Genomic DNA, 20,550 nt, shown 5'->3' on the forward strand with positions numbered 1-20,550 from the left:
GACAGAACCGATCTGGCTCTCGACGCTCTGAGAGCACCGGAAACCACATCACGGGGCGGCCGCGCGCTCACGCCGCCCCCACGCCGGCGTGGCCGTCGACGAAGCGCGTCAGGACGAGCAGTGCGAGCGCCGTCGTCGCGAGCCCGACGGCCGCGACGGCGAAGAACGTGACCTGCACGCCGACGCGCTGGATGAGGTAGCCGAACACCGGCGGCGCGACCGTGCTCCCGAGCATGATGCCGATGGTGACGATGGCGAAGCTCTTCGCGACCGTCCCGTGGGCGGCCAAGCGCTCGGTGAGCTGGTCGCGCGCGGGCCCGGCCATGCTCCTGACCGCACCGAGGAGCAGGAACAGCCCGACCGCGAGCACCGCCGGGACGACGTTCGCGGCGACGACGGCGACGAGGAGGGTGAAGCCGCCGAAGCTGGCGACGAGGATGTACCCGCCGCTGAACCGGTCGGTCAGGTAGCCGCCGAGGAGGATCGCCCCCGCGCCGACGACGAAGATGCCCGTGAGCGTGAGGTTCGCGACCCCCAGCGAGACGCCGTAGACGTCCGTCAGGAAGACGACGGCGTACGTCGTCACGCCCCAGTTCGCCGTCGAGGAGAAGAGCGTGAGCAGGGCGACGGCGAGGATTCCGGGTTCGGCGACGAGCCCCCGGAGTTCCGACGCGACGCGCTCGCGAAGCGGCGTCCCGCTCGCGCTCGCCTCGACGTTCGGTGCCGTGATGGCGTCGTCGACGCGCCAGCCGACGAGCGCGGTGACGACGACGGCGTACAGGAGGCCGACGGCGCCGATGAGGCCGACGCCGTGTCGCCACGTGAACCCGGGAACGGCGAGGATGGCTGTGATGACGACGGGCGGCGTCGCGAAGCCGAGGCTGCCGCCGAAGTTGTAGACGCCGAACGCGCGACCGCGCGTGTCGTCGCTCGTCGCGTCGGTGAGGAGCGGGTAGTGTGCGGGGTGGTGGCCGGCGACGCCGAGGCCAAGGACGACCTGCCCGAGGACGAGTTCGGGGAAACTGGTCGCGAACGCCGTGACGAGCGCGCCGACCGCACCGAGCACCGAGGAGAGGCCGAGCGTGATGGTGCGGTCGTAGTGGTCGGCGAGGTAGCCGAAGGGCAGCTGGAACGCGGTGTTGACGAGCGCCTGCGCACCGAGCGCGAGCCCCAACAGCCCGATGGAGACCTGGAAGTCGCGCGAGAGAATCGGGAGGATCGGCGGGAGGAGGACGAGGAAGGCGTGGTTGAAGAACTGCGAGCCACTGATGAGGCCGACGACGAGTGCCGTCTGTTTCTCGACGGCTCCGCTCAGATCGCGCAGTCGGGCACCCGGCATACAGGAGAGCCAACGAGGAGGATGTAAACGCTACTTGTTCCGGAAAAGCGTTCGCCGTGGTGCTGGTGGCGCCGGTAGCGCGCGACTCGGCGGAAGACCACCGCGCCCTACGACGTGTCAAGCGACTCGGTGAGCTGGTGGTGTGTGTCGAGGCCGGTCTGGAAGCGCGAGACGAGGGCGGCCTGATGGTCCGGGCACAGGAGCGTGGCGACGGCGCCGTCGCGGACGGGGATGACCGGCTGTCCGGGGGTGTTCGGGGCGAGCCGGCAGCTCGGACAGGAGACGCCGCCGGCCGGGCGATGGTCAAGGAGGGCGGGTGTGTCGGCGGTCGTGTAGCCGCAGATCGTCGTGAACTGTTCAAGGTGGTCGTCGCAGCCGAGGGCGGGGACTCTGAGCGTGTCCAGCAGGAGGAACGAGGGCGAGTGCGAGCCACGGGCGCGGAGGACGTCCTCGCAGGCGTCACACGCGACCGGCGGATGGCCGGCTCGGTGCTCGTGCTGTCGTGCTGAACCATCAGCCGGGGACATCGTGTCTGTCCGACTTGAGCGCCCGGACGGGTAAAGCATCGGTGCGGGTCGCGTATCGTGCGCCGGACGGCGAACGGCTTTGGGCGTCGAGTGTGTCAACGCGAGGTATGCGGGAGTCGTTCGCGGTCGTCGAGCGGGCGGGGACGCTTCGGGTGCCCGACGTCGTGTTCTCGCGGGCCCTCGACGACGAGGGTGACGCCGATGTCGCGTACGAGCACGTGACGGAGGCGCTCGCGGGGCTCCTAGCGTGGCGGACGACGTGGACGGTCGAGCGCGGCGCAGCGGAAACGCGGGTCATGGAGACGGTTCGGGTGACGCGGGCGTGGTATCTGTGCGTGCTCGCCGGTGTCGTCGCGGTGCTGCTCGGCGCGCTGGCGTCGCGGCTGGGTGGTGGGACGGGCGCGCTGTGGCTGTGGGCGCTGGGCGTCCTCGGCGCGATGGGCGGGACGAGTGCGACGGTGTCGGGGAGCCGGCTGCCGGACGGACAGGTGTCGGTGTCGAGGGTGCGGTATCCGCAGCTGGGGCCGCTGGCCGTCGTGTGGCTCTGTGTCGCTGGCTCGCTGGCCGTCGGCGGGCGAGTCGGTGTACTGTGTGCGAGCGCGGGGTGTATCGTGTGGGCGGTCCACGGCTGGACACGGCGGGTCGAGTCGGTGTGCGCTGGCGTGTCGGCCGTGGGGACGGCGTGGCTGCGCACGCTGCCGCCGGTGGCGAGCCGGTACGTGGCGGTGACGGCGGCGGCGAGCGCGGGGCTGGTGGCGTTCGCCGTGCTGAACGCGGCCGTCACGGTGCGTCGGCCGCTGGTGTCGTGTGGCGTCGTCGTGGGCGGTGCTCTGCTCGTCGCGGTGCTGCTCGGCCGACAGGGGTCGCGGCGGCTCGTGCCACTACAGGTCGTGACGGCGGCGGCGCTCACGGGGCTGCTCGTGCTCTCGGTCCCGTGGCACCTCGCCGTCACGGTTCGGCCGCTTCCCGCGACCTCCCTCGTCGATTCGGGTGCCGTCGTCGCGAGCGCGGTGTCGGTGAGCGGCGTCTGGGTCGCCGGCTGGCGCTGGCTGTTCGCGTCGAACGACGCGACGCGGCGTCGATTCACGACCGAGGGGCGGACGGTGTCGACGCGTGTGGCGGCGGTGTCGGCGTACGCGATGATCACGGCTGCGGGGACGCTGCTCGCGGTGGTGCTCGGATCGGTCGTGCTCGGCTGGCGGCTCACGACGGCGGGCGCACCACCGAGCGTCTGGCTGCTCGGCGTCTCGCTCGCGCTGCCGACGGTCTATCTGGTCTGCGGGGCCGGCTATCAGCTCGCTCGACTGGCCGGCATGGTGTGGGCGGTGCGACGCCGCTGTGACCGGAGCGGCCTGTCGGCGGACGCCGTGCCGTTCGAGCCCGCGTATCCCGTGTGGGTGCTGCCGCGCGAGGAGTTCTACGCGGGGGCGTACTGGGACCCATGTGCTCACGCAATCGTGCTCTCGGAGGGGGCGCTGGATGCGCTCGACCCCGCGGAGCGAGCGGCGGTGATCGCACACGAGGAGAGTCACTTCGAGCATCGCGGGGCGTACCTCCAGTTCGTGCTCGCGTGCCTGCCGACGTTCGCGTTGATAGGGAAGAACGTCGTGTACAGCATCTACGACTTCCACGCGCGCGAGTTGACGGCGGACGAGCGTGCGGTGCGCCGCGTCGACGAGGCCGTCCCGGGGGCCGATGGCGCGGACGTCCTCGTCGGCGTGCTCGAGCGGTTCGCCCGCGAGGAGTGGGACGTGCTCGAGGAGTCGGCGGTCACGTTCCTCCCGACGATGCAGATGGGCGATAGCCGCGCCGTCGCGGGCCTGAATCGGGTGTTCGACTTCCTCTTCGGGTATTTCGCTGGTGGGGTGCATCCGTCGAACGAGGAGCGGATCGCGGCGGTGCGTCGCCTCGACCGCGACGACGGCTAGTCCTCGAGGTCGTAGAGTGCGTCGAGCCGCTCGCGTTTCCGGAGGTGCGCGGTGTCGACGAGCACGCTCCCGAAGTAGAGCCGATATGGTGCCGTGCCGTACGCGTAGACCGTCGTTCGGAGGCGGTCGACGGCGTCGCGGAGCGAGTCGACGGCGGTGGCGTCGCCCTGGGGCGTGAGCGTGTCGGCGCCGACGATGCCGGGGTGGGGGAGCGCGAGGGGGGAGCCGTCGGCGCGGGCACGCAGTTCGTATATCCGCCGGATGGCGTCGCGGACGGTGCGTGCGTCGAGCACGGCGGCGGCGGCGGCGGCGTCGGCGGCGCGCTCGCTCTCGCGGTAGTCGTAGAAGGCCGGGAGGAGGGTCGTGCCACCGAGGAGCGAGGAGAGGACGGTCGCGCCGACGCCGAGGCTGCGCTCGCGGATGTGGTAGTGTTCGTGCTCGAGGAGCGCGTGCAGTTCCGCGCGGGTGCATTCCGCGACGAGGACGTCGCTCACGAAGACGTAGTGGCCGAGACCGAAGGGGAGCGAGAGCGGGCGGAGGGCGGGGAAGCCGGCGCGGTCGATGCGGCGGACCTCGACGGCGTCGGGGAGGAGGGCCTGCCCGTCGTCTTCGGGGAGCGGGGACGAGCGCAGGAAGACGGTCGCGACGCGGACGGGGCGGGCGAGCAGTTCGGTGACGGTGCCGAGCGCGACGAAGACGAACGGCCAGAGGAGGAGGCAGAGATAGCCGATGCCGACGGCGCGGGCGGGGAGGCCGGCGTCGCGGAAGGTGTAGTCGAGGGTGCGGTAGAGGTCCACGAGGAAGGCGGTCGGCGTCGGCTGCGTGTCGGCGGGGAGGAGCGTGAGGAGCGGCTGGAGCGTGGCGTCGGGGAGGGGGTAGACGCCGGTCGCGCCGAAGGCGAGGATGGCGACGGCGACGGCGGTGACGGTGTAGAGGAGCGCGGTGAACGCGGCGTAGAGGAGGAAGACGACCGCGCGTCGTGCGTCTGAGGCGAAGCGGTCGAGGCGATAGCGGTGGAGCGCGCGAACCGTCGTGCGTGACGTGTGCACCCAGAGGAAGAGCGAGATGGCGGCGGCGAGCAGGGCGATCCGCGCGTACGGGACGAACAGTTGCATGACGAGGTGGCGAATCGTCTCCGGGTCGATCTGTCCGGTCGCAGGGAGGCTGGTGCCGAGCATGTCGGAGAGCACCGAGCGCGACGCGCGGTTGAGGTTCTCCGAGGCGTACGCGGCGAGTCGGTCGCCCGTCCGGGAGACCCACGCGGAGAACACGACGATGGGGAAGAAGAGCATGAGGACGGGGCCGGCGAGCGCGAGGAAGTTGTACGGGATGAGGAGGACGCGCTTGCTGAGGTCGGGCGTGACGAAGGGGAGGGAGTCCTCCAGATAGGCGTTCACGAGGACGAGGAGGAGCACGGCGACGGCGAGCGGTGTGACGAGCCACGAGTCGACCGTGGCGTCGAACTGCCGGAGCGCCGCGACGACCGAGAGGAGCATCGTGACGCCGACGAGCCCGTTGGCGGCCTCGAGTGTCGTCTCGACGCAGCCCTGCAGGGGCGGGTCGGTGTCCGGTCGTCCTTGGAGGAGGGCCGCGAGGCCGAAGTAGAGGAAGACCGACCAGACGGAGGCGGTGACGAGCGGCGCGAGGAGGACGAGGCCGAGGACGGCGAGGCGGACGGCGGCGGGCCAGCGGCGGACGATGCGGACCTCGCCGTCGTCCGTGACCGAGAGGCGGTCGGTGTAGACGAGCGTGTGGTCGTGTCGCCAGCCGGTCGCGTCGTCAGCGGTCCGCTCGAAGGCGTCGTCGAGGCGGGACTCGAGGGTAGGCCGGGGGAGGTCAGTCGCCCACCGCATCTCGTACGCGTCGAAGGGGTCGCGGAGGCGTGCGAGGAGTCCTGTGAGGGCGGCTGGCGAGCGCACACGGCGTGCTATCGGCGAGGGCGACTAAAGCGTTCGCCCGCAGGCGGCGGTGGGATTATACCGATGCCGTGGGTACGCGCTGACAGGTGAGCAGACGTGCGCGGAGACGAGGCCGGGAGAGCGGCCACTGACGGGTCAGGTGGAGACGCGAGCCCGATAGATGCGGCGGCGTTCGACGAGCCGTGGCCGCTTCAGGAGCCACGCGCCGTGCAGAGCAACCGCCGCGTGCAGTTGCCGGCGCTCGCACAGGAGTACGTCGTCGACGACGGCGAGGACGCTATCGTCCACTGGAACTACGACGCGGGCTCGCAGTTCGTCTTCATCTCGCGCTCGCCCGCGCGCAAGTCCGAGTACCGGTACGCGGACTGGAACGTCGTCGACGGCTATCCGGGGGAGAACGCGCGGATTCGCGCGCCGGGGAAGCTCCCGGACGCCGTCGTCGAGCGCTTCGAGGTCGAGGGAACGCACGTCGTCTTCCTCGCGAGCGCGGAGATGCTGAGCGACGACAACCCCTCGGCGTGGGTGCTCTCGTGGACGCAGTTCATGCGGATGTTCCCCGAGATAGACGACGAGGGGCCGGACGAGGACGTCGGCGAGCTGGTGTCCCGGAATCCGGGCTTCATGCCGTCCTCGCCGTTCTGAGGGCGGCCGGTGGAGCGCCGGAACCGATTCCACGCGTGGAACGCCTCCCCTCGCGAGAGCGCACACCGCACCCGGAAAAAGTGATAGGATGGTGATATAGGGGGTGCTTGGTGGGAGTGAGAACGGCGCGGCGCGGCCCGCGTCGCTCTCGACCCCGACCATGCCCGACACCACCACAGTCAGCGTTCCGGACGACGACGACGAATCGATCCTGACCGAGACCCCGACCGTCCTCGTCTGCGGCGGCGACGGCGGCATCGAGATGGGGAACGCCGTGCTCGACCTCGCCGAGCGCGAGGGCATCGCCGAGCGCGTGCGGATGGTCGCCATCAACTCCGGCACCGAGAAGTTCAGCGACCTCGACGACGACATCGAGACGGTCACGCTGAAGACGCCCGACCGGCGCTTCCACGACCACGACAAACGCAACCGCCACTACCTCCGCGACGACATCACCATCGACGGCGGCGACGGCGCCGGCCGCGACCCCTGCCTCGGGCGCTACTACTTCGACAACCCCGAGGACGTCGGCAGCCACGAGGACAAGATCCGCCGGGCCATCAGCGAGTTCGTCGAGCGCTTCGAGTCCGACCCGGACGTCAGCGGCCCGAGCGCGGTCAACGTCTTCCACCTCGTCGGTGCAGGTGGCGGGACCGGCTCCGGAATCGCCCCCCTCGTCACCGGCCTGCTCCACGAGGTGCTGAAGGACCTCGACGAGGAGGTTCACCCGGGCTTCGAGCACTGGGCGGTCTGCAGCCTCGCCAGCACCGAGAACTTCGACGGCGGCGGCGACGCCCCGGACGTCCACTGGCGCTACCCCGCGAACTCGCTCGCGCTCCTCGACGAACTGCGCGCCATCACCGACTACGACGGCGAGACGGAGTACCCGCTGCGCATCCCGCTGCTCGCCTCGCGGGACCAAGCGAACAACCGGCGCTCGGCCTACACCATCACCGAGAACCCCTTCTCCGGGGTCTTCCTCCTGCGCTACGATCAGGACCGAAGCGACGACGCCGAATACCGCGAGGGCGTCGACCGGACGGCGGCCCGCGTCGTCGTCGAGTGGATGCGCAAGGGCAAGGGCCAACCCCAGTTCGTCGACGTCGAGAACGAAGCCAAGGCCCTCGAACACACCTTCTACGAGGTGCGCGGCGCGGACTTCGAGGTCCCGGTCGACGAGATCGAGGAGCTCCTCGAGAACAAGCGCGACTACCAGGCGCACGACGAAACCGTCGAGGAACTGAGCGCGGAGATCGAGGCGCTCGACGCGGCGCGCGCACAGCTCGACGCCGCCATCGACGCCGACGACCACCTCCGCGGCGAGGGCGACCTCGTCGCCGAGGGCGCGGAGAACGCGGACGGTGACGACGTGACGGCCGTGCCCGAAGCGATGCTCACCGAGTTCGAGCGCGCGCGCCAGATCGCCGGGAACATCGACCCGCACGCCACGCGCCTCGACGGCATCGAGACCGAGCTCGGCGAGCACCAGAACCGCCGCACGCACACGTTCCACGACCGCGTGGACGCCGACCGCATCCAGCGCGCGGTCTTCATGGCCGCGATGTACCGCGAGACCGCCGCGGAGCTTCGGAGTCACCGGTTCCGCGCGCTCGTCGACCAGTACGTCGAGCGTCGCGGGGACGAGATCGAGGCGTTCGACCCCGCGTTCGACGAGACGGACGGCGCGAAGACGCAGTTCGTCCAGACCATCGAGCCGATGCTCGAGGACCAGATCGCGTCACTGTCGAGCGAGCTCGACGACCTCGGGATGAGCGCGCGCATCACCGACCGCGCGACGTACACCAACTGCAAGGAGGACCTCGAGCGCACCCGCGAGAACCTCCAGCGGCTCCGCGAGGCCCTCGAAGAGCGCGACCGCCTCGCGAGCCTCGCCGAGGACATCGCAGCCGAGCGCGACGACGTCATCGAGACGCTGGAGGCGCGGCGGGCGGCGCTAGACGACGCCCGCGAGACGGCGGTGAGCGACCGGAAGACCGCGACGCAGCGGCGCGACGCCGCGAAGGCGAGGATGGAGGAGCAGATCGAGGCGGTCCGGGAAGCGCCGCTCGGCCGGTTCGTCACGCTCCCGGTCGCCAGCGGGGTCGAACTCGACGGCGAGCGCGTCGCGGAGGACGCCGGCATCACCGCGCTCATCGACGACGGCGTGATGGAGAGCGAGCGCGTCGCGACGCTCCTCCGCGAGACGCTCGACAACCACGACGACGGCGTCCTCGGCGCGCGCCTCGAGACCCGCAACGAGTCGCGGACGCCGAGTCGCGACCACCCGGTCGTCTTCTGCACGCAGGCCGTCCGCGAGCGCATCTGGCAGGACGGCGCCGCCGGGAACGCCCCGAAGACGGTCGCGGAAGACGAGTTCGACAAACAGCCCCGGGCGGTCGTCTGCAACGACGAGCAGCGAATCGGCCTGCTCGCCTACCACGGCGGCCTCGCGCTCGACGACTTCGACCACGGCGCGCTCCGGGCGTCGCTCGAGCGCGGCCAGCCCACCCTCTGGGGGGCCCCCATCCCGCTCGCGGAGTGCTACGCCTACCCGGAGCTCCTGCCGGCCAGCCACCCGGTGTCGATGCGTAGCCAGGTCGAGAACGCGACCCTGCCCGAGTGGGGTGAGGACGATGACTGAGCGAACCCGCGCGTTCGTCGCCGCCTGCCTCGTCGTCGCGGTGGTCGTCGGCGGCGTCGCCGTCGTCAGCGTGGACGCCAGCGCCAGCGAGGGCGTGCCGGACGCGCCCGTGAGCGTCGAGGAGACGTTCGTCGGGACCTCGGCCGACGCCGACCACGCGGTCGCGGTGACGGTGACCGTCGCGCCGACCGAGCGCACGGGCCCCATCAACGCCACCGAGCTCACGCTCGCCACCGACCGCGCGGCGTTCATCGCGCCGTCGTCCATCTCGACGAGCGAGACCACGGGCGGCGAGCAGGTCATCGAGCGAACCGTCGACCGGCCGCCGACCTTCGACCTCGGTCGCCTCGAACCCGGCGAGACCGCCTCCATCAGCTTCCGCGTCTACCCGAAATCCGTGCTCCCGCAGGGCGAGACGCTCGCGACGGTCCACGTCGAAACGCAGTTCGCGCGGACGCAGCGCGTCGTCGAGACCTCGAAGCGCGTCGCGCCCACCGTCACGGCCGAGCACGCCGCCTACGGCATCACGCCGACGCTCTCCCCGCTGACCAGCGGCGCCATCGGCGCCGCCGCGATGGCGGCGCTCGCGCTCGTCGCCGGCGCCATCTATCGGCGCCGCCTCCGGGCGGCCACGCGCTCGACGCTCCAGTCGGTCGCCGACCAGCCACTCACCGCCAGCGCCGAGCGCGCCGTCACGGACGCCATCCGGAGCCTCGGCGGGTCGACGCGCGACGACCGGTCCGGCGTCACGAAGACGACGACCGAGAGGGGCGACGACGCGAACACCGAGAGCGTCGCGCTCGACCTCGATGACTGAGACGCCGACGCGCCGCCGTCGGTCGCGCGCGAGCGCCGCCCGCCGAGGGCCGCGAGACTCACGGGGGTGTGCCGGGCACGCATGAGCGGCTTCGAGACGCACCTCCGATGGGGGCTCGCCACCCACGCCGTCCTCGTCGCCGCGACCGCGAGCGCCTACCTACTCGGCGCGTGCTCGCTCGGCCCGCTCGCGCTCGTGTGTGTGAGCCTCCCGGCGACGCTCGCCGGCGCGCTCTTCCCCGACCTCGACCACCAGGCGTCGATCCCGCATCGCTACGGGGCGGACGTCTGTCCGGTGCTCGTCGCCGCGGTCGCGCTCGTCGTCGGCCTCCGCTATCGCCCGGCCATCGCGGCGACGGTCACGCGAGCGACCGGGCGGCCGGGCGCGTTCCTCGGCGGCGTCGTGGTGGCGTCGCTCGCGTGGAGCGCGTGGGTCGGGACGCGGCGGCTCTTCCCGGTGTTGCGCCCGACGCATCGAACGGTCACGCACCGGCTCTCGACGGGCGTCGTCGTCGCGCTCTGCGTCGGCGCGGTCGTGAGCCTCCTCCTCGGCACGGACGGGTCGGTCGGAGCGCCGGTTCGTGCCGTGGCACTCACCGAGAGCGCGGCGTTCCTCCTCGGGTTCCTCAGCCATCTCGGCGCGGACGGCCTCCACCGTGAGTACAGCGAGCGCGTTCGCGCTCTCGTGTGGCGACGGAGTGACGCGTGAGGGAGCGGGCCGTCGCCGGCGGGTCGCACCGTCAGCGACGACGCCGATGGGCGGACGGCCATCGACCGGCGTGGGCGACGCGCGACGGTGGTGAGCGAGGCACGGGAAACCGACGTGTGGTAGTTAGTCAGGACACCTGTTCGAAAGACAACTTTTCTTCCTGGTGTTGGTTATGTGAACGATAAAACCGGTTTTAGTTACTGAGTTGGCCATTATGTTTATGTATGAGAGGGGGAGCGGAGCGGTCGTACTGTCCGGCCTGTGACTCGGAGCGGGAAATAGCGAAGACCGTGGGCTGGCAGCGTGACATCTGCCGCACCTGCGGAGCCGGCGTCCCATCGGCACACGAGGCTGACGGCCCGGCCGAGCTGTCGTCGCGGATCGCGCCGACGACGACGCAGTACTGTCAGTACTGTGGGGGTGAGCGGGAGACGGTCTCGACGGTCGCGTGGCAGGACGACCTCTGTCAGGGCTGTCAGGGCGGCCTCACGAAGACGCCGGTTGCCGAGGCGGCGCTATCGCGTGCCTCGGCGCCGAGCGCGTCCGCGAGCGCCTCACCGTCGAAGGGCCACGAGTGACCGGGCCTCTCGAGAACGCGTCGCCTAGGCGGACGCCTCGGTGACGTTCGCCCAGAGGTGGACCTCGCGGTACGCGCTCTCGACGCTCGGGTCGGCGGGCGCCTCGCCCTTGTAGAGCACGAAGGCGAAGCGCTGGCGCTCGCCTGCGAACGCCGGCGTGATGGTGACGTTCGTGTGCCGCGTCTCGTTGGCGGCGAGGCGGAGGCGATGCGTCTCGAGTCGCACCGACCGGTCCACGAGCGTCGTGTTGTTCGCGACGTGCACCTGCTGTTCGAGGAGCACCCACGTGTAGTTCTGCGCGCGGTGCTCGTGGTTGCCGACGCCGACGACGAGCGGCGCGGACTCGTTCACGACCATCTCGGAGGGGTAGCCGTCCGCGACGAGGTCGCCGTCCTCGCCGTACGTGAGGTAGTAGAACTCGGTGAACGCCTCGCCCTGCTGGGGGACGGTGACGGCGTAGCCGACGCTCGCGACGGCGACGAGGACGCTCACCGCAAGGAGGGCGTTCAGCGCCGCGTCCGTGGTGGTGTCGGGTTCGAGGAGTTCGACGCGTGCCTCGGTCGCCCACTCGCGGTAGGGGACGCGAAAGCGCGCCTCGCTCGGCGTCTCCCAGCGGCGGACGGCCGCGACGGCGGCGGCGACGAGCGTGAACCCGCCGACGGCGACGAGAATCGGGATCAGTCGAATTCCCCACGGCGTGAAGTTGAGCACCAGCCCCAGAAGCGGCGTGACGGCGATGCTCAGGCCGAAGGAGAGCGCGACGCGCTCGACGCCGTCGATGCCCGCGTCGTCGCTCCCGGCTTCGGGGAAGAGCGCGGCGACGAGCGCGTATCCGGGGAGGAAGAGGACGAGCGGGAGGCCGAAGAGGACGCGCAGCGGCGTCTCCTTCAACACGGGGAGGACGGGGAGGAGGACGCCGACGAGCGTGAGCGCGACGGTGGCCGCGATGTCCGCCGGGAGGCGGCGCAGCGGCCGCGGGAGGAGGCGCGTCCAGTCCGGGGCGTCGCTCATGCGTCCCGGGGTTGGCGACAGAGGGTGAAAAGGCAGTCGGAACCGCGCCTACGCGTCCTCGACGAGGCGTTCGGCGGCGGCGAGCGCGGCCTCGGCGTCCGCGCGCGAGACCGGGCGCCCGGCGAAGGTCGCGTGCTCGTAGGTCGACGTCAGCGTTTCGAGCGCGGCGCGTTCGTCCTCCCCGAGCGTGTCACTGAGCGTCGTGTAGAACTCCCAGTGCGTGCGCTGGCGGAGCGTCGTGTCGTCCTCGTCGAACGCGCGGCGGACGGCGGCGTACGCCGTCTCGACCGTCGTCGCGGGCTCGGCGTCGTCGAGCGAGTCGCGCGCCGTGGCGAGCAATCGGTCGGCGAGCGCGGGCGTCGCCGGGTCGGGCTCCGGTTCCGGCGTCGGCTCGGGCACGTCGTCGTCGGCTTCGAGGTCGCGACGCCAGAGCGCGTACGCGAGCGCGAACAGGAGACTCGCGACGAGAACGGCGCCGAGCAGGATCCACGCCTGCGTCAGCGTGACGCCGCTCGACGACGCGGGCGGTGGCGAGACGGTGACGGCCGTGCGAGCGGACGCCGCCTCGAGGTTCGTTCCGGACGCCGCGTACGCGGCCGTTATCGCCAGCGTTCGCGCCCCGGTCGTCGGCCGGAGGCGCGACGGCAGGGCGAGCGTGGCGTTCGCGGTGCCGTCGCCGTCGGTGGTGAGCGTCGCGAGACGCGTCCCGTTCGCGCGCACCACGACCGGCTGGCCGGCGACGCCGCCGTCAGGAGTGCGCAGTCGCGTCGCGACGTCGACCGTCGACGTGGACGCGTTCGCGGTGAGCGCGAGCGACGTCGCCGTCTCGCGGACGGTGAGCGTCGTCGACGCGTTCCCCGGCTCGATGGCGGTGTCAGCGCGGCCGGCCGCGACGGTGAGCGTCGCCGTTCCGGCGGCGGGTCGCGCGCCGAGACTGGTCGTGGCGGTGAAGGCGCCGCTCGCGTTCGTCGTGGTGCGCGCGACGACGCCGTCACCGAGCGTGACGCGAACGGGGACGCCGGCGAGTCGCGCGTCCTCGACGGAGACGCGGCCCGTGACGCGGAGCGACTCACCGTACGTGGCCGCTCGCGGCGTCGACGCGAGCGTGACGGTCGCCGGGGCGGCCGCGACGTCGACGGGGGTGGTGGCGTTCGCGCCGAGATACGGTGACGCGCTCGCGGGCCGATAGCGGACGCGGGCGGAGTCGGTCGCCGCCGAGAGGGCGACCGGGCGATACGTGAGGGCGTAGCTGCCGTCCGCATCGGTCGTGGTCGTGAGCGTGTCCGCGCCGACCCGGAGGACGACCGTGCCGTTCGGAATCGGGGTGCCATCGGCGGTGCGGAGGACGCCCGTGAACCGGCTCTCTCGCGTCGGCGTGAGCGTCGCATTGTCGAGGGCGAGCGTCACGCTCGTGTGCGTGAACGTCTCGCCGCGCACGCTCGACTGCGTCGCCAGCACCTCGTCCGTGCTCCGGTTCGTGCGCTGCATCGCCGCCGTGAGGTCGACCGCCGTCCCGTTGCCGACCGCGCGGTACGACTCGACGACCGCGGTGCGGTGCTCGGTGACGTTGGCGGCGAGACGCTGGAGCTCGCGGGCGAGGCGCCGCGCGCGCGATTCGTCGCCCGCGTCGCGGGCGCGCTGATACTGCTCGTGGACGCGCTCGTAGCGACTCGTGCTCGAGACGTACTCGCGCTGGGCGTCCTGTGCGCGGGCGAACTCGTCGGCGGTCCGGTCGTCGCTCTCGTAGTCGGTCGCGCCGGCGACGTCGACGTACTGGTCGAGGCGGTCGCTGTACGCGTCGCCGACGACCGCGCGCGCCGCCTCGTACTGGCCCTGGCTCACGTTGCGCGTGCTCGCGGCGAGTCGCGCGCCGAGGTGCGAGTCGAGCCACGACTCGAGCGTGCGTATCTCGCCCGGCTCCTCGTACGTCGCGGGGTCGAGGTGGTGTGGGACGGAGGAGTTGTTCGCGGAGTCGTTGTCGGGTCCGCTCACCTGCGCGGTCGGCGTGGCGGCCGCGCTTTCGGCCGCTGGGCCCGCGTGCACGCCGGAGACGCAGAGAGCTAGCGCCACGGCCACGGCGAAGACGAGCCGGGCGCGCCGTCGCGTGACCCAAGTCACGTCCGTGACGTATCCCACGGACGTACAAACCCCTTTCTACAGCCGAGAGTCGGCGCCCGGAGCGGGTGCGTGTCGCGCGGCGGACCGGTATCGCGTGCGCGAATGTATCAGTAGGTTCAATTGGCCCGCGATACGTCGATACGGTGATGCGGGTGACCAGAACCGGCCGCGAAGCCCTCCTCCTGCTCGCGCTTCTCGCGGGGTTCGCGGTGGTGTTCGCCCGCCCACTCGTCCTGCTCGGCCTCTGTCTGCTCGGCGGCTGGGTGCTCACCGCACAACTCGCGTTCGTCCGGACGCTCCGCACGCTCACGAGCGACCTCTCGGTCAGCATCGTCCCCGCGCAGGAGACGCTCATGACCGACGAATCGGTGCCGGTCGTCCTCACGGCGGCACGCGAGGAGACGGACGTCCCCCTCGAGATCGCGGTCACGCCACCGGCGGCCGCCGACGTCGAGGCGGACGCGGCGTCGCTCTCGCTCGCGGACGGCGAGCACGCGGCGCGAACCGTCTTCTCGCTCACCGTCCCCGTCGCGGGCCGTCACACGGTCTCGCGCCCGACGGTGACCGTTCGGGGCGCGTTCGGCCTGTTCAGCGAAACCCTCCCCGTCGGCGAGGCCGTCGCGCTGACCGTCGAACCGCGCCTCCCACGCGACGTGCAGGTCGGCGCGGGCGACGTCCGGATGACGACGCCGTACGGGAGTCACACGGCCGAGCGCTGGGGTGCCGGGGTCGACCCGGCGGACATCCGCGAGTACGAACCCGGCGACCCGGCGACCCGAATCGACTGGCTGACGACCGCGCGGCTGAACGAGCCGTTTCTCCGCGAGGCGGAGGCGACGACGGAGCGACAGACCGCCGTCTTCGTCGACCACCGCGCGACGACCGGCGTCGGCCGCAGCGGCGTGACCGCCTTCGACTACCTCCGGGAGGCCGCGCTCGCCGTCGTGGAGAGCGCGGCGGCGGCCGAGGACCCCCTCTCCTACTACGCGGTCGGGGACGACGGCGTCACCGACCGCGTGGCGAGCGCGACCGCACACACGCAGTATCCGATCATCGAGCGGAAACTCCACGCGCTCACCCCGACGACCGGGGACGGCGTCGCGTGGCCGAAGACCGAGCGCGGCGGCGCGGGCGCGCTCACGCGAGCGCTCCGTGGGGACGACAGCGCGTACGCCTCGACCCTCCGCCCCTACGTCACGACCGCGACCCGCCACCGGCACGCCACCGCCGACGACCCGCTCTATCGGGCGGCGAAGACGTTCACGACGCGCCACGGCGGCCAGCACTGGCACGTCGTGTTCACGGACGACGCGCATCGAGCGGAGCTGCAGCGGACGGTCAACCTCCTCCAGCACGGCGACGACCACGTCCTCGTCTTCATCGCGCCGCGCGCGCTCTACGAGCCGGACGCGCTCGCGGACCTCGAGTCGGCGTACGCGGCGTACAGTGACTTCGTCGCCTTCCGCGAGTCGCTCGCGAAGACCGCGCGCGTCGAGGCGTACGAGGTCACGCCCGGCGAGCGACTCGAGGCGTTGCTGACGGCGCGACGCGAACGGAGGCGACCGGCATGAGCGCGGCGAGCGAGCGCCTGCTCGGACGCGCCGAGCGCGTGACCGGCCCGGCAGTCGGGTTCCTCCTCGTCGCCATCGGCTTCGTCACCGGGCACGGGGGGCCGGGCGTCGTCGTCGCGCTCGCCGTCGGCGTCTGCTGGCTCCTCCGCGACGGGCGCGTGGCGACCGTCCTCGCGGCCGTCGCGCTCGGCGCGCTCGGCCCCGTCTCGCTCGCGACGCTCGTCCTCGTCGGCGGGGGCGTGAGCGTCGGCCTCGGCGCACACCTCTTGCGCGCGACGCGCTCCGTCCGCACGCTCGCCGCGTTCGCGGTCGCGAGCGGCGGGGCCCTCGCCGTCCTCGGCGCGGGCCTCAGTGCGTCCCTCCCGACGTGGGCGCTCGCGGCGCTCGTCCTCGGGACCGTCGCGCTCCTCGGCTACGGCGTGCACCGCTACGAACTAGTCATGCTCGACCTCGTCCCCGATTCAACACATGAGTGATGCAGACATCGACGCCGAGTCGGCCGACGACGACGCGGTCCTCGAAACGCGCCTCCGGCTCGTCGAGGAGGAGAACCGGCGCCTCCGCGAGGAGTACGCCCGCTCGAAGCGCGTCTCCTACCGGCGGAGCGCCGTCGCGTTCGCCGCGCTCGGCGTCCTCGCCGGACTGCTCGGAGTCGTGTTCGCGGACGCGCGAACGGTGCTGTTCGCGCTCGCGGGCACCGGCGTGTTCGCGGGCGTGCTCACGTACTACCTGACGCCCGAGCACGTCGTCCCGGTCACAGTCGGGGAGCGCGCGTTCAGCGCGCTCGCGGAGAACGAAGCCGACATCGCGCGCGAGCTCGGGCTCACCGACCACCGCTACTACGTTCCGGTCGAGCACCCGGACGCGGGCGCGCGACTGTTCGTGCCACAGCACGCGAGCGCGCGTCGCCCCGACGACGACGCGCTCGCCGCCGTCTTCGTCGCGACGGACGACGACCGCGAGCGCGGCCTCTCCCTGTACGCGAGCGGCGACCGCCTCTTCGAGGAGTACGAGCGGGCGCGCACCACGCCGGCGGACGGCGACCCCGAGCGCCTCGGCGAGTCGCTCGTCGACGCCCTCGCGAACCAGTTCGAGCTCGTCGAGAGCGGGGACGTCGAGCGGGTCGCCGACGGCCGCCTCGTCGTCGCGCTCTCCGGCGTCGAGTTCGGCTCCGGGGAGACGTTCGACCACCCGGTCGCGAGCTTCCTCGCGGTCGGCGTCGCGCGCGACCTCGGGGAGGCGGTCGCCCTCCGTGTCACGGACGGCGGTGAGCGCGCCGACGAGCGCGTCGTCCTCGACTGGCCGGCGTTCGAGGCGGACGAGACGGCGAACGCTCGACGCGAGTGACGCTCAGGCGGCGTTCGGGCGGACGTCCTCGGCGCCGGGCGGGGTGACCGAGTCGAGGACGTCCTCGATGACCGCGACCGAGGAGACGTCGCTGATCTCGGCGTCCGTGCTCAGCACGAGGCGGTGGTTGAGCGCGGGGACGGCGAGCGCCTTGACGTCGTCGGGGATGACGTAGTCGCGGCCGTCGACCGCCGCGCGCGCCTTGCTCGTTCGCTGGAGCGCGAGCGCGCCACGCGGGGAGACGCCGTGGTCGACGTCGGCGGAGTTCCGCGTCGCCGCGACGATGTCGAGGATGTAGTCGACGACGCGCTCGTCGATGTAGACGTTCGCGGCGTCGGCGCGCGCGGCGGCGAGGTCGTCGTGGGTGACGACCTGCGTGACGTCCTGCGGGCCGAGGTCGGGGTTCGAGTCGAAGCGCGCGAGGAGGCGGCGTTCCTCCTCGCGTGTCGGGAGGCCGACGTCGAGTTTGAGCTGGAAGCGGTCGCGCTGTGCGACCGGGAGTTCGAACGTCCCCTCCATCTCGATGGGGTTCTGCGTCGCGACGACGAAGAACGGCTCGGGGAGCGCGAGCGTCTCCCCCTGCACGGTGACGGTGCGTTCCTGCATCGCCTCGAGGAGCGCGCTCTGGGTCTTCGGCGTCGTGCGGTTGATCTCGTCGGCGACGACGACGTTTCCGAAGACCGGCCCCTTCTGGAGGGTGAACTCGCCGGTCGTCTGGTTGTAGACGTGCGTCCCGGTGATGTCGGCCGGCATCAGGTCGGGCGTCATCTGGACGCGGTTCACGTCGAGGCCGGTCGCGCGAGCGAAGAGGTTCGCGACCGTCGTCTTCGCGACGCCGGGCACGCCCTCCATGAGGACGTGGCCGTCGCTGAGAAGCGAGAGCGTGAGATGTTCGACGAGGTCCGTCTTCCCGATGAGAACGGTTTCGATCTCGTCGCGGAGCGCTTCGTAGAACGCGGCCGCCGAGTCAGTCATCGCGCGGGGATTCGCGACGGCGCGTAATAACCCCTTGCACGACGCGCGCGCGGCGCTCCGCGTCCCAGTCGGGGTGCTCGCGGGCGAGGTAGGCGTCGATGGCCTCGGCGTCGAGGCGAGGAGGCGTGTCGGTCTCCGTCGGCGCCGACCGCGCGAGGGCGTCGCTGACGCGGCGGCGGTACGGCCACGCGGCGACGACGGCGAGCGCGGCGAGCGCGACCGCGAGTTGGCCGAGCGCCGAGTCCCGGAGCGCGTAGAGCGCAGAGACGGCGAGCGGGAGGGCGGCCGTATGCGAGTAATCGAGGAGGGCGTGCCGGTGGTGGTCGAAGAGCGCGGTGGCGAAGCGGCGGTTGTCGCCGCGCTCGAGCATCGCGTTGACGAACAAACTGGCGTCGGCGACGACGACGACGCGCCCCGCCTGAACGGACTCGGTGGCGACGACCGGGTGGCGGCCGACGGGGTCGCTCGCGTCGAGCGTCCCGTTCGTGTTCGCGTCGAGATAGGCGTCCGGCGAGGACGTCGCGAGCACGCGGCCGCCCGCCGGGGCGAGCGCGGTGCCGTAGTTGAAGACGAGCGTCTCGACGCCGGTCGTCCACGGGCCCTCGGTGACGTTCGTGAGACGGGGGAGGGCGGGGCCGCGCTCGTAGTGGCGGGGGTCGCGGAGGGCGCGCCCGTCGAGTCGAGTGCGAGCGCCGAGCGCGGCGAGGAGCGCGTTCGCCTCGCCGTCGCGGTCGCCGGCGACGACGAGCGTGCCGCCGTCGGCGACGAACTGGCGGAGGGCGCGCTGCTCGGCGTCCGTGTAGGGCTGATCGGGCGAGAGCACGACGGCGACGGTGTCGTTCGCCGGGACGCCCGCGTACTCGTCGGTGTCGCGGACGACCGTCGGGGTCGCGCCGGCGTCGCTCGCGACCTGTCGGAGGTCGCTGGTGCCGTCCCAGCCACGGTTGTACGCGCCGAAGTCCGCATTCGACGTGGCGGCGGCGTAGCCGCCGGTGAGGAGGACGGCACAGAGGAGCGCGACGAGCGCGCCGGTGCGCCACGGCACGTCCACGCTCAGAGCACCCCCGGCGGGAGGATGGCGAGGACGCGTTTCACGACGACGTAGCCGAAGACGAGGAGGCCGAGCGCGATGAGCCAGCGGAGGCGACGGCGCCACGTGGGCGTGACCGCAATCGGGGCGGTGAGTTCGACGACGACGAGGAAGCCGATGAGGCCGACGACGAAGTAGAGTTCGTACGTGAGGGCGTCGAGCGCGCTGAGCGCGACGAGGGAGACGAGGAGCCACGCGAGGTGGCCGGCGATGAAGCGCTCGCGACGCCGCGTGGTCATCGGCCGGATATTCGACAGTCCGGGTTTTGTAGGTGTCGCATCGGTCAGCCGTCAGAGGAACGGCTGCGTGCAGTACGGGCAGAGCGGGTCCCCGGAGTCGGCGTCGCGCGCGACCCGCTCGAGGAACTCCGAAGAGAGGAATTCCCCACAGTTCTGGCACGTTGGCATGGACTCCTGAGCCCTGTCCGTAGTGTTCAACCCACAAACACATATAGCTGAGCTAGTGTCTCATTCCGTACCGGTTCGCGGCCGGCGGGGCCACTCAGTCGTCCGGGTCGTCGAGGTGCCCGGTGATCCGCTCGGCGGTGTCCGCGAGGAGCGCGGCGTCGTCGCTGAACACCTCGACGGCGGCGGTGCCGTCGAAGCCCGCGCAGTGCTCGCCGACGATGCCGTAGTCGATTTCGCCGGCGCCGAGCGGCATGTGGGTGTCGCCGCGACCGCGGACGTCGTGGACGTGGAGGTGGGAGACGCGCTCGCCGTGGTACTTCAGGAAGCGCTCGACGCCCTCGTCGCCCGCCTCCATGTACGCGTGGCCGACGTCGAAGCAGACGGGCGCGTCGATCTCCTCCGCGAGGTCGCCGAGCACCGACAGCTGGAGGCCGTTGCGCTGATGGCCGACGTTCTCGACGACGACCTCGACGCCGCGCTCCGCGCCCGCGTCGACGATGCGCTGGAGTTGGCGGGCGATGGTCGCGCGCTCGCCGGTGTCGTGGGGGTCGCGGACGACCGCGTGGAGGACGGCCTTGCGAGCGCCGACGCCGGCCGCCCAGTCGAGCAGGCGCTCCTGATAGGCGACGATTGCGTCGTTGATCTCCGGGATCGGCGTCGCGACGTCCTGCTCGAAGGGGAGGTGGACGACGAGGTCGAAGTCGCCGACCGCGAGCGCGGCCGCGAGCCGGTCGTCGTCGATGGCGGCGGGCACGTCGGCGGCCTCCGAGAGGCCGAACTCCACGAAGTCGAAGGCGTCCGCGACGCCCTCGAGGCGGTCGAGCGAGTCCCCGACGGTGACACCGAGTTCCATGGCGGGGCGTTGTCGCGCGGCGTAGATGGGTGTACTGGTCGTGACCGCGACGGTACACGGCAGTCGTGTTCAGAGGTAG

18 protein-coding genes are annotated in these 20,550 nt (G+C 71.8%); 9 read left to right on the forward strand and 9 right to left on the reverse strand.

The window, feature by feature from the left end; translation table 11 throughout:
- Positions 1-67: 67 nt before the first annotated feature.
- On the reverse strand, positions 68-1,339 hold the full coding sequence (locus EFA46_RS12745; RefSeq protein ID WP_123078030.1) for an MFS transporter: 1,272 nt from the start codon (positions 1,337-1,339) through the stop codon (positions 68-70).
- A gap of 107 nt (positions 1,340-1,446) precedes the next feature.
- Positions 1,447-1,866, reverse strand: a complete 420-nt coding sequence (locus EFA46_RS12750) for a hypothetical protein (protein ID WP_123078032.1) — start codon at positions 1,864-1,866, stop codon at positions 1,447-1,449.
- A gap of 107 nt (positions 1,867-1,973) precedes the next feature.
- Here EFA46_RS12750 and EFA46_RS12755 point away from each other — a divergent pair, with 107 nt between their 5' ends.
- Positions 1,974-3,794, forward strand: a complete 1,821-nt coding sequence (locus EFA46_RS12755; RefSeq protein ID WP_123078034.1) for a M48 family metalloprotease — start codon at positions 1,974-1,976, stop codon at positions 3,792-3,794.
- Here EFA46_RS12755 and EFA46_RS12760 read toward each other — a convergent pair.
- A complete protein-coding gene (locus EFA46_RS12760; RefSeq protein ID WP_123078036.1) occupies positions 3,791-5,713 on the reverse strand; it encodes a hypothetical protein in 1,923 nt (640 codons plus the stop codon). The genes EFA46_RS12755 and EFA46_RS12760 overlap by 4 nt on opposite strands.
- A 207-nt stretch (positions 5,714-5,920) precedes the next feature.
- On the opposite strand from EFA46_RS12760, the gene EFA46_RS12765 reads away from it, so the two are divergent.
- From EFA46_RS12765 to EFA46_RS12785, 5 genes are all read left to right on the forward strand, one after another.
- The gene (locus tag EFA46_RS12765) at positions 5,921-6,355 is read left to right on the forward strand and encodes a hypothetical protein (protein WP_123078038.1); all 435 of its coding nucleotides are present in this window, start codon (positions 5,921-5,923) and stop codon (positions 6,353-6,355) included.
- A 160-nt stretch (positions 6,356-6,515) separates the two neighbouring features.
- Complete coding sequence (locus EFA46_RS12770; RefSeq protein WP_148040705.1) at positions 6,516-8,996, forward strand: tubulin-like doman-containing protein; 2,481 nt, start codon at positions 6,516-6,518, stop codon at positions 8,994-8,996.
- On the forward strand, positions 8,989-9,813 hold the full coding sequence (locus EFA46_RS12775) for a hypothetical protein (protein WP_123078042.1): 825 nt from the start codon (positions 8,989-8,991) through the stop codon (positions 9,811-9,813). Before EFA46_RS12770 ends, EFA46_RS12775 begins: the two co-directional genes overlap by 8 nt.
- An 81-nt stretch (positions 9,814-9,894) precedes the next feature.
- Positions 9,895-10,521: a metal-dependent hydrolase gene (locus tag EFA46_RS12780; RefSeq protein WP_123078044.1), complete on the forward strand. Its 627-nt coding sequence runs from the start codon at positions 9,895-9,897 to the stop codon at positions 10,519-10,521.
- 290 nt (positions 10,522-10,811) lie between these two features.
- Positions 10,812-11,099 carry a hypothetical protein gene (locus EFA46_RS12785; RefSeq protein ID WP_148040706.1) on the forward strand — a complete coding sequence of 96 codons (288 nt, stop codon included), beginning with the start codon at positions 10,812-10,814 and terminating at the stop codon, positions 11,097-11,099.
- A gap of 24 nt (positions 11,100-11,123) precedes the next feature.
- Here the strand turns inward: EFA46_RS12785 and EFA46_RS12790 are convergent, their stop codons facing one another.
- Together EFA46_RS12790 and EFA46_RS12795 are read right to left on the reverse strand one after the other, a co-directional pair.
- A complete protein-coding gene (locus EFA46_RS12790) occupies positions 11,124-12,110 on the reverse strand; it encodes a DUF1616 domain-containing protein (RefSeq protein WP_123078048.1) in 987 nt (328 codons plus the stop codon).
- Between the two features lie 48 nt (positions 12,111-12,158).
- Complete coding sequence (locus EFA46_RS12795) at positions 12,159-14,102, reverse strand: hypothetical protein (protein ID WP_148040707.1); 1,944 nt, start codon at positions 14,100-14,102, stop codon at positions 12,159-12,161.
- Between the two features lie 272 nt (positions 14,103-14,374).
- Between EFA46_RS12795 and EFA46_RS12800 the strand changes: the two genes are divergently transcribed.
- From EFA46_RS12800 to EFA46_RS12810, 3 genes are read left to right on the forward strand one after another with little or no spacing between them, the layout of a single operon-like run.
- The gene (locus EFA46_RS12800; protein WP_123078052.1) at positions 14,375-15,799 is read left to right on the forward strand and encodes a DUF58 domain-containing protein; all 1,425 of its coding nucleotides are present in this window, start codon (positions 14,375-14,377) and stop codon (positions 15,797-15,799) included.
- Complete coding sequence (locus tag EFA46_RS12805) at positions 15,796-16,275, forward strand: hypothetical protein (RefSeq protein WP_123078054.1); 480 nt, start codon at positions 15,796-15,798, stop codon at positions 16,273-16,275. Before EFA46_RS12800 ends, EFA46_RS12805 begins: the two co-directional genes overlap by 4 nt.
- Complete coding sequence (locus EFA46_RS12810) at positions 16,268-17,146, forward strand: hypothetical protein (protein WP_123078056.1); 879 nt, start codon at positions 16,268-16,270, stop codon at positions 17,144-17,146. Before EFA46_RS12805 ends, EFA46_RS12810 begins: the two co-directional genes overlap by 8 nt.
- A 3-nt stretch (positions 17,147-17,149) precedes the next feature.
- Here the strand turns inward: EFA46_RS12810 and EFA46_RS12815 are convergent, their stop codons facing one another.
- The 4 genes from EFA46_RS12815 to EFA46_RS12830 all read right to left on the reverse strand — a co-directional run bounded on the left by EFA46_RS12815 (position 17,150) and on the right by EFA46_RS12830 (position 20,471).
- A complete protein-coding gene (locus EFA46_RS12815) occupies positions 17,150-18,121 on the reverse strand; it encodes a MoxR family ATPase (RefSeq protein WP_123078058.1) in 972 nt (323 codons plus the stop codon).
- Entirely contained in the window at positions 18,114-19,166 is a 1,053-nt protein-coding gene (locus tag EFA46_RS12820) for a DUF4350 domain-containing protein (RefSeq protein WP_158604279.1), read from the reverse strand. Before EFA46_RS12820 ends, EFA46_RS12815 begins: the two co-directional genes overlap by 8 nt.
- Positions 19,167-19,174: 8 nt before the next feature.
- Positions 19,175-19,450: a hypothetical protein gene (locus tag EFA46_RS12825; RefSeq protein ID WP_123078062.1), complete on the reverse strand. Its 276-nt coding sequence runs from the start codon at positions 19,448-19,450 to the stop codon at positions 19,175-19,177.
- Between the two features lie 262 nt (positions 19,451-19,712).
- Entirely contained in the window at positions 19,713-20,471 is a 759-nt protein-coding gene (locus EFA46_RS12830) for a sugar phosphate isomerase/epimerase (RefSeq protein WP_123078064.1), read from the reverse strand.
- Positions 20,472-20,550: the final 79 nt, after the last annotated feature.

Origin of the sequence: Halarchaeum sp. CBA1220, from assembly GCF_003721175.2 — an archaeon.
In the GTDB taxonomy this organism is placed as follows: domain Archaea; phylum Halobacteriota; class Halobacteria; order Halobacteriales; family Halobacteriaceae; genus Halarchaeum; species Halarchaeum grantii.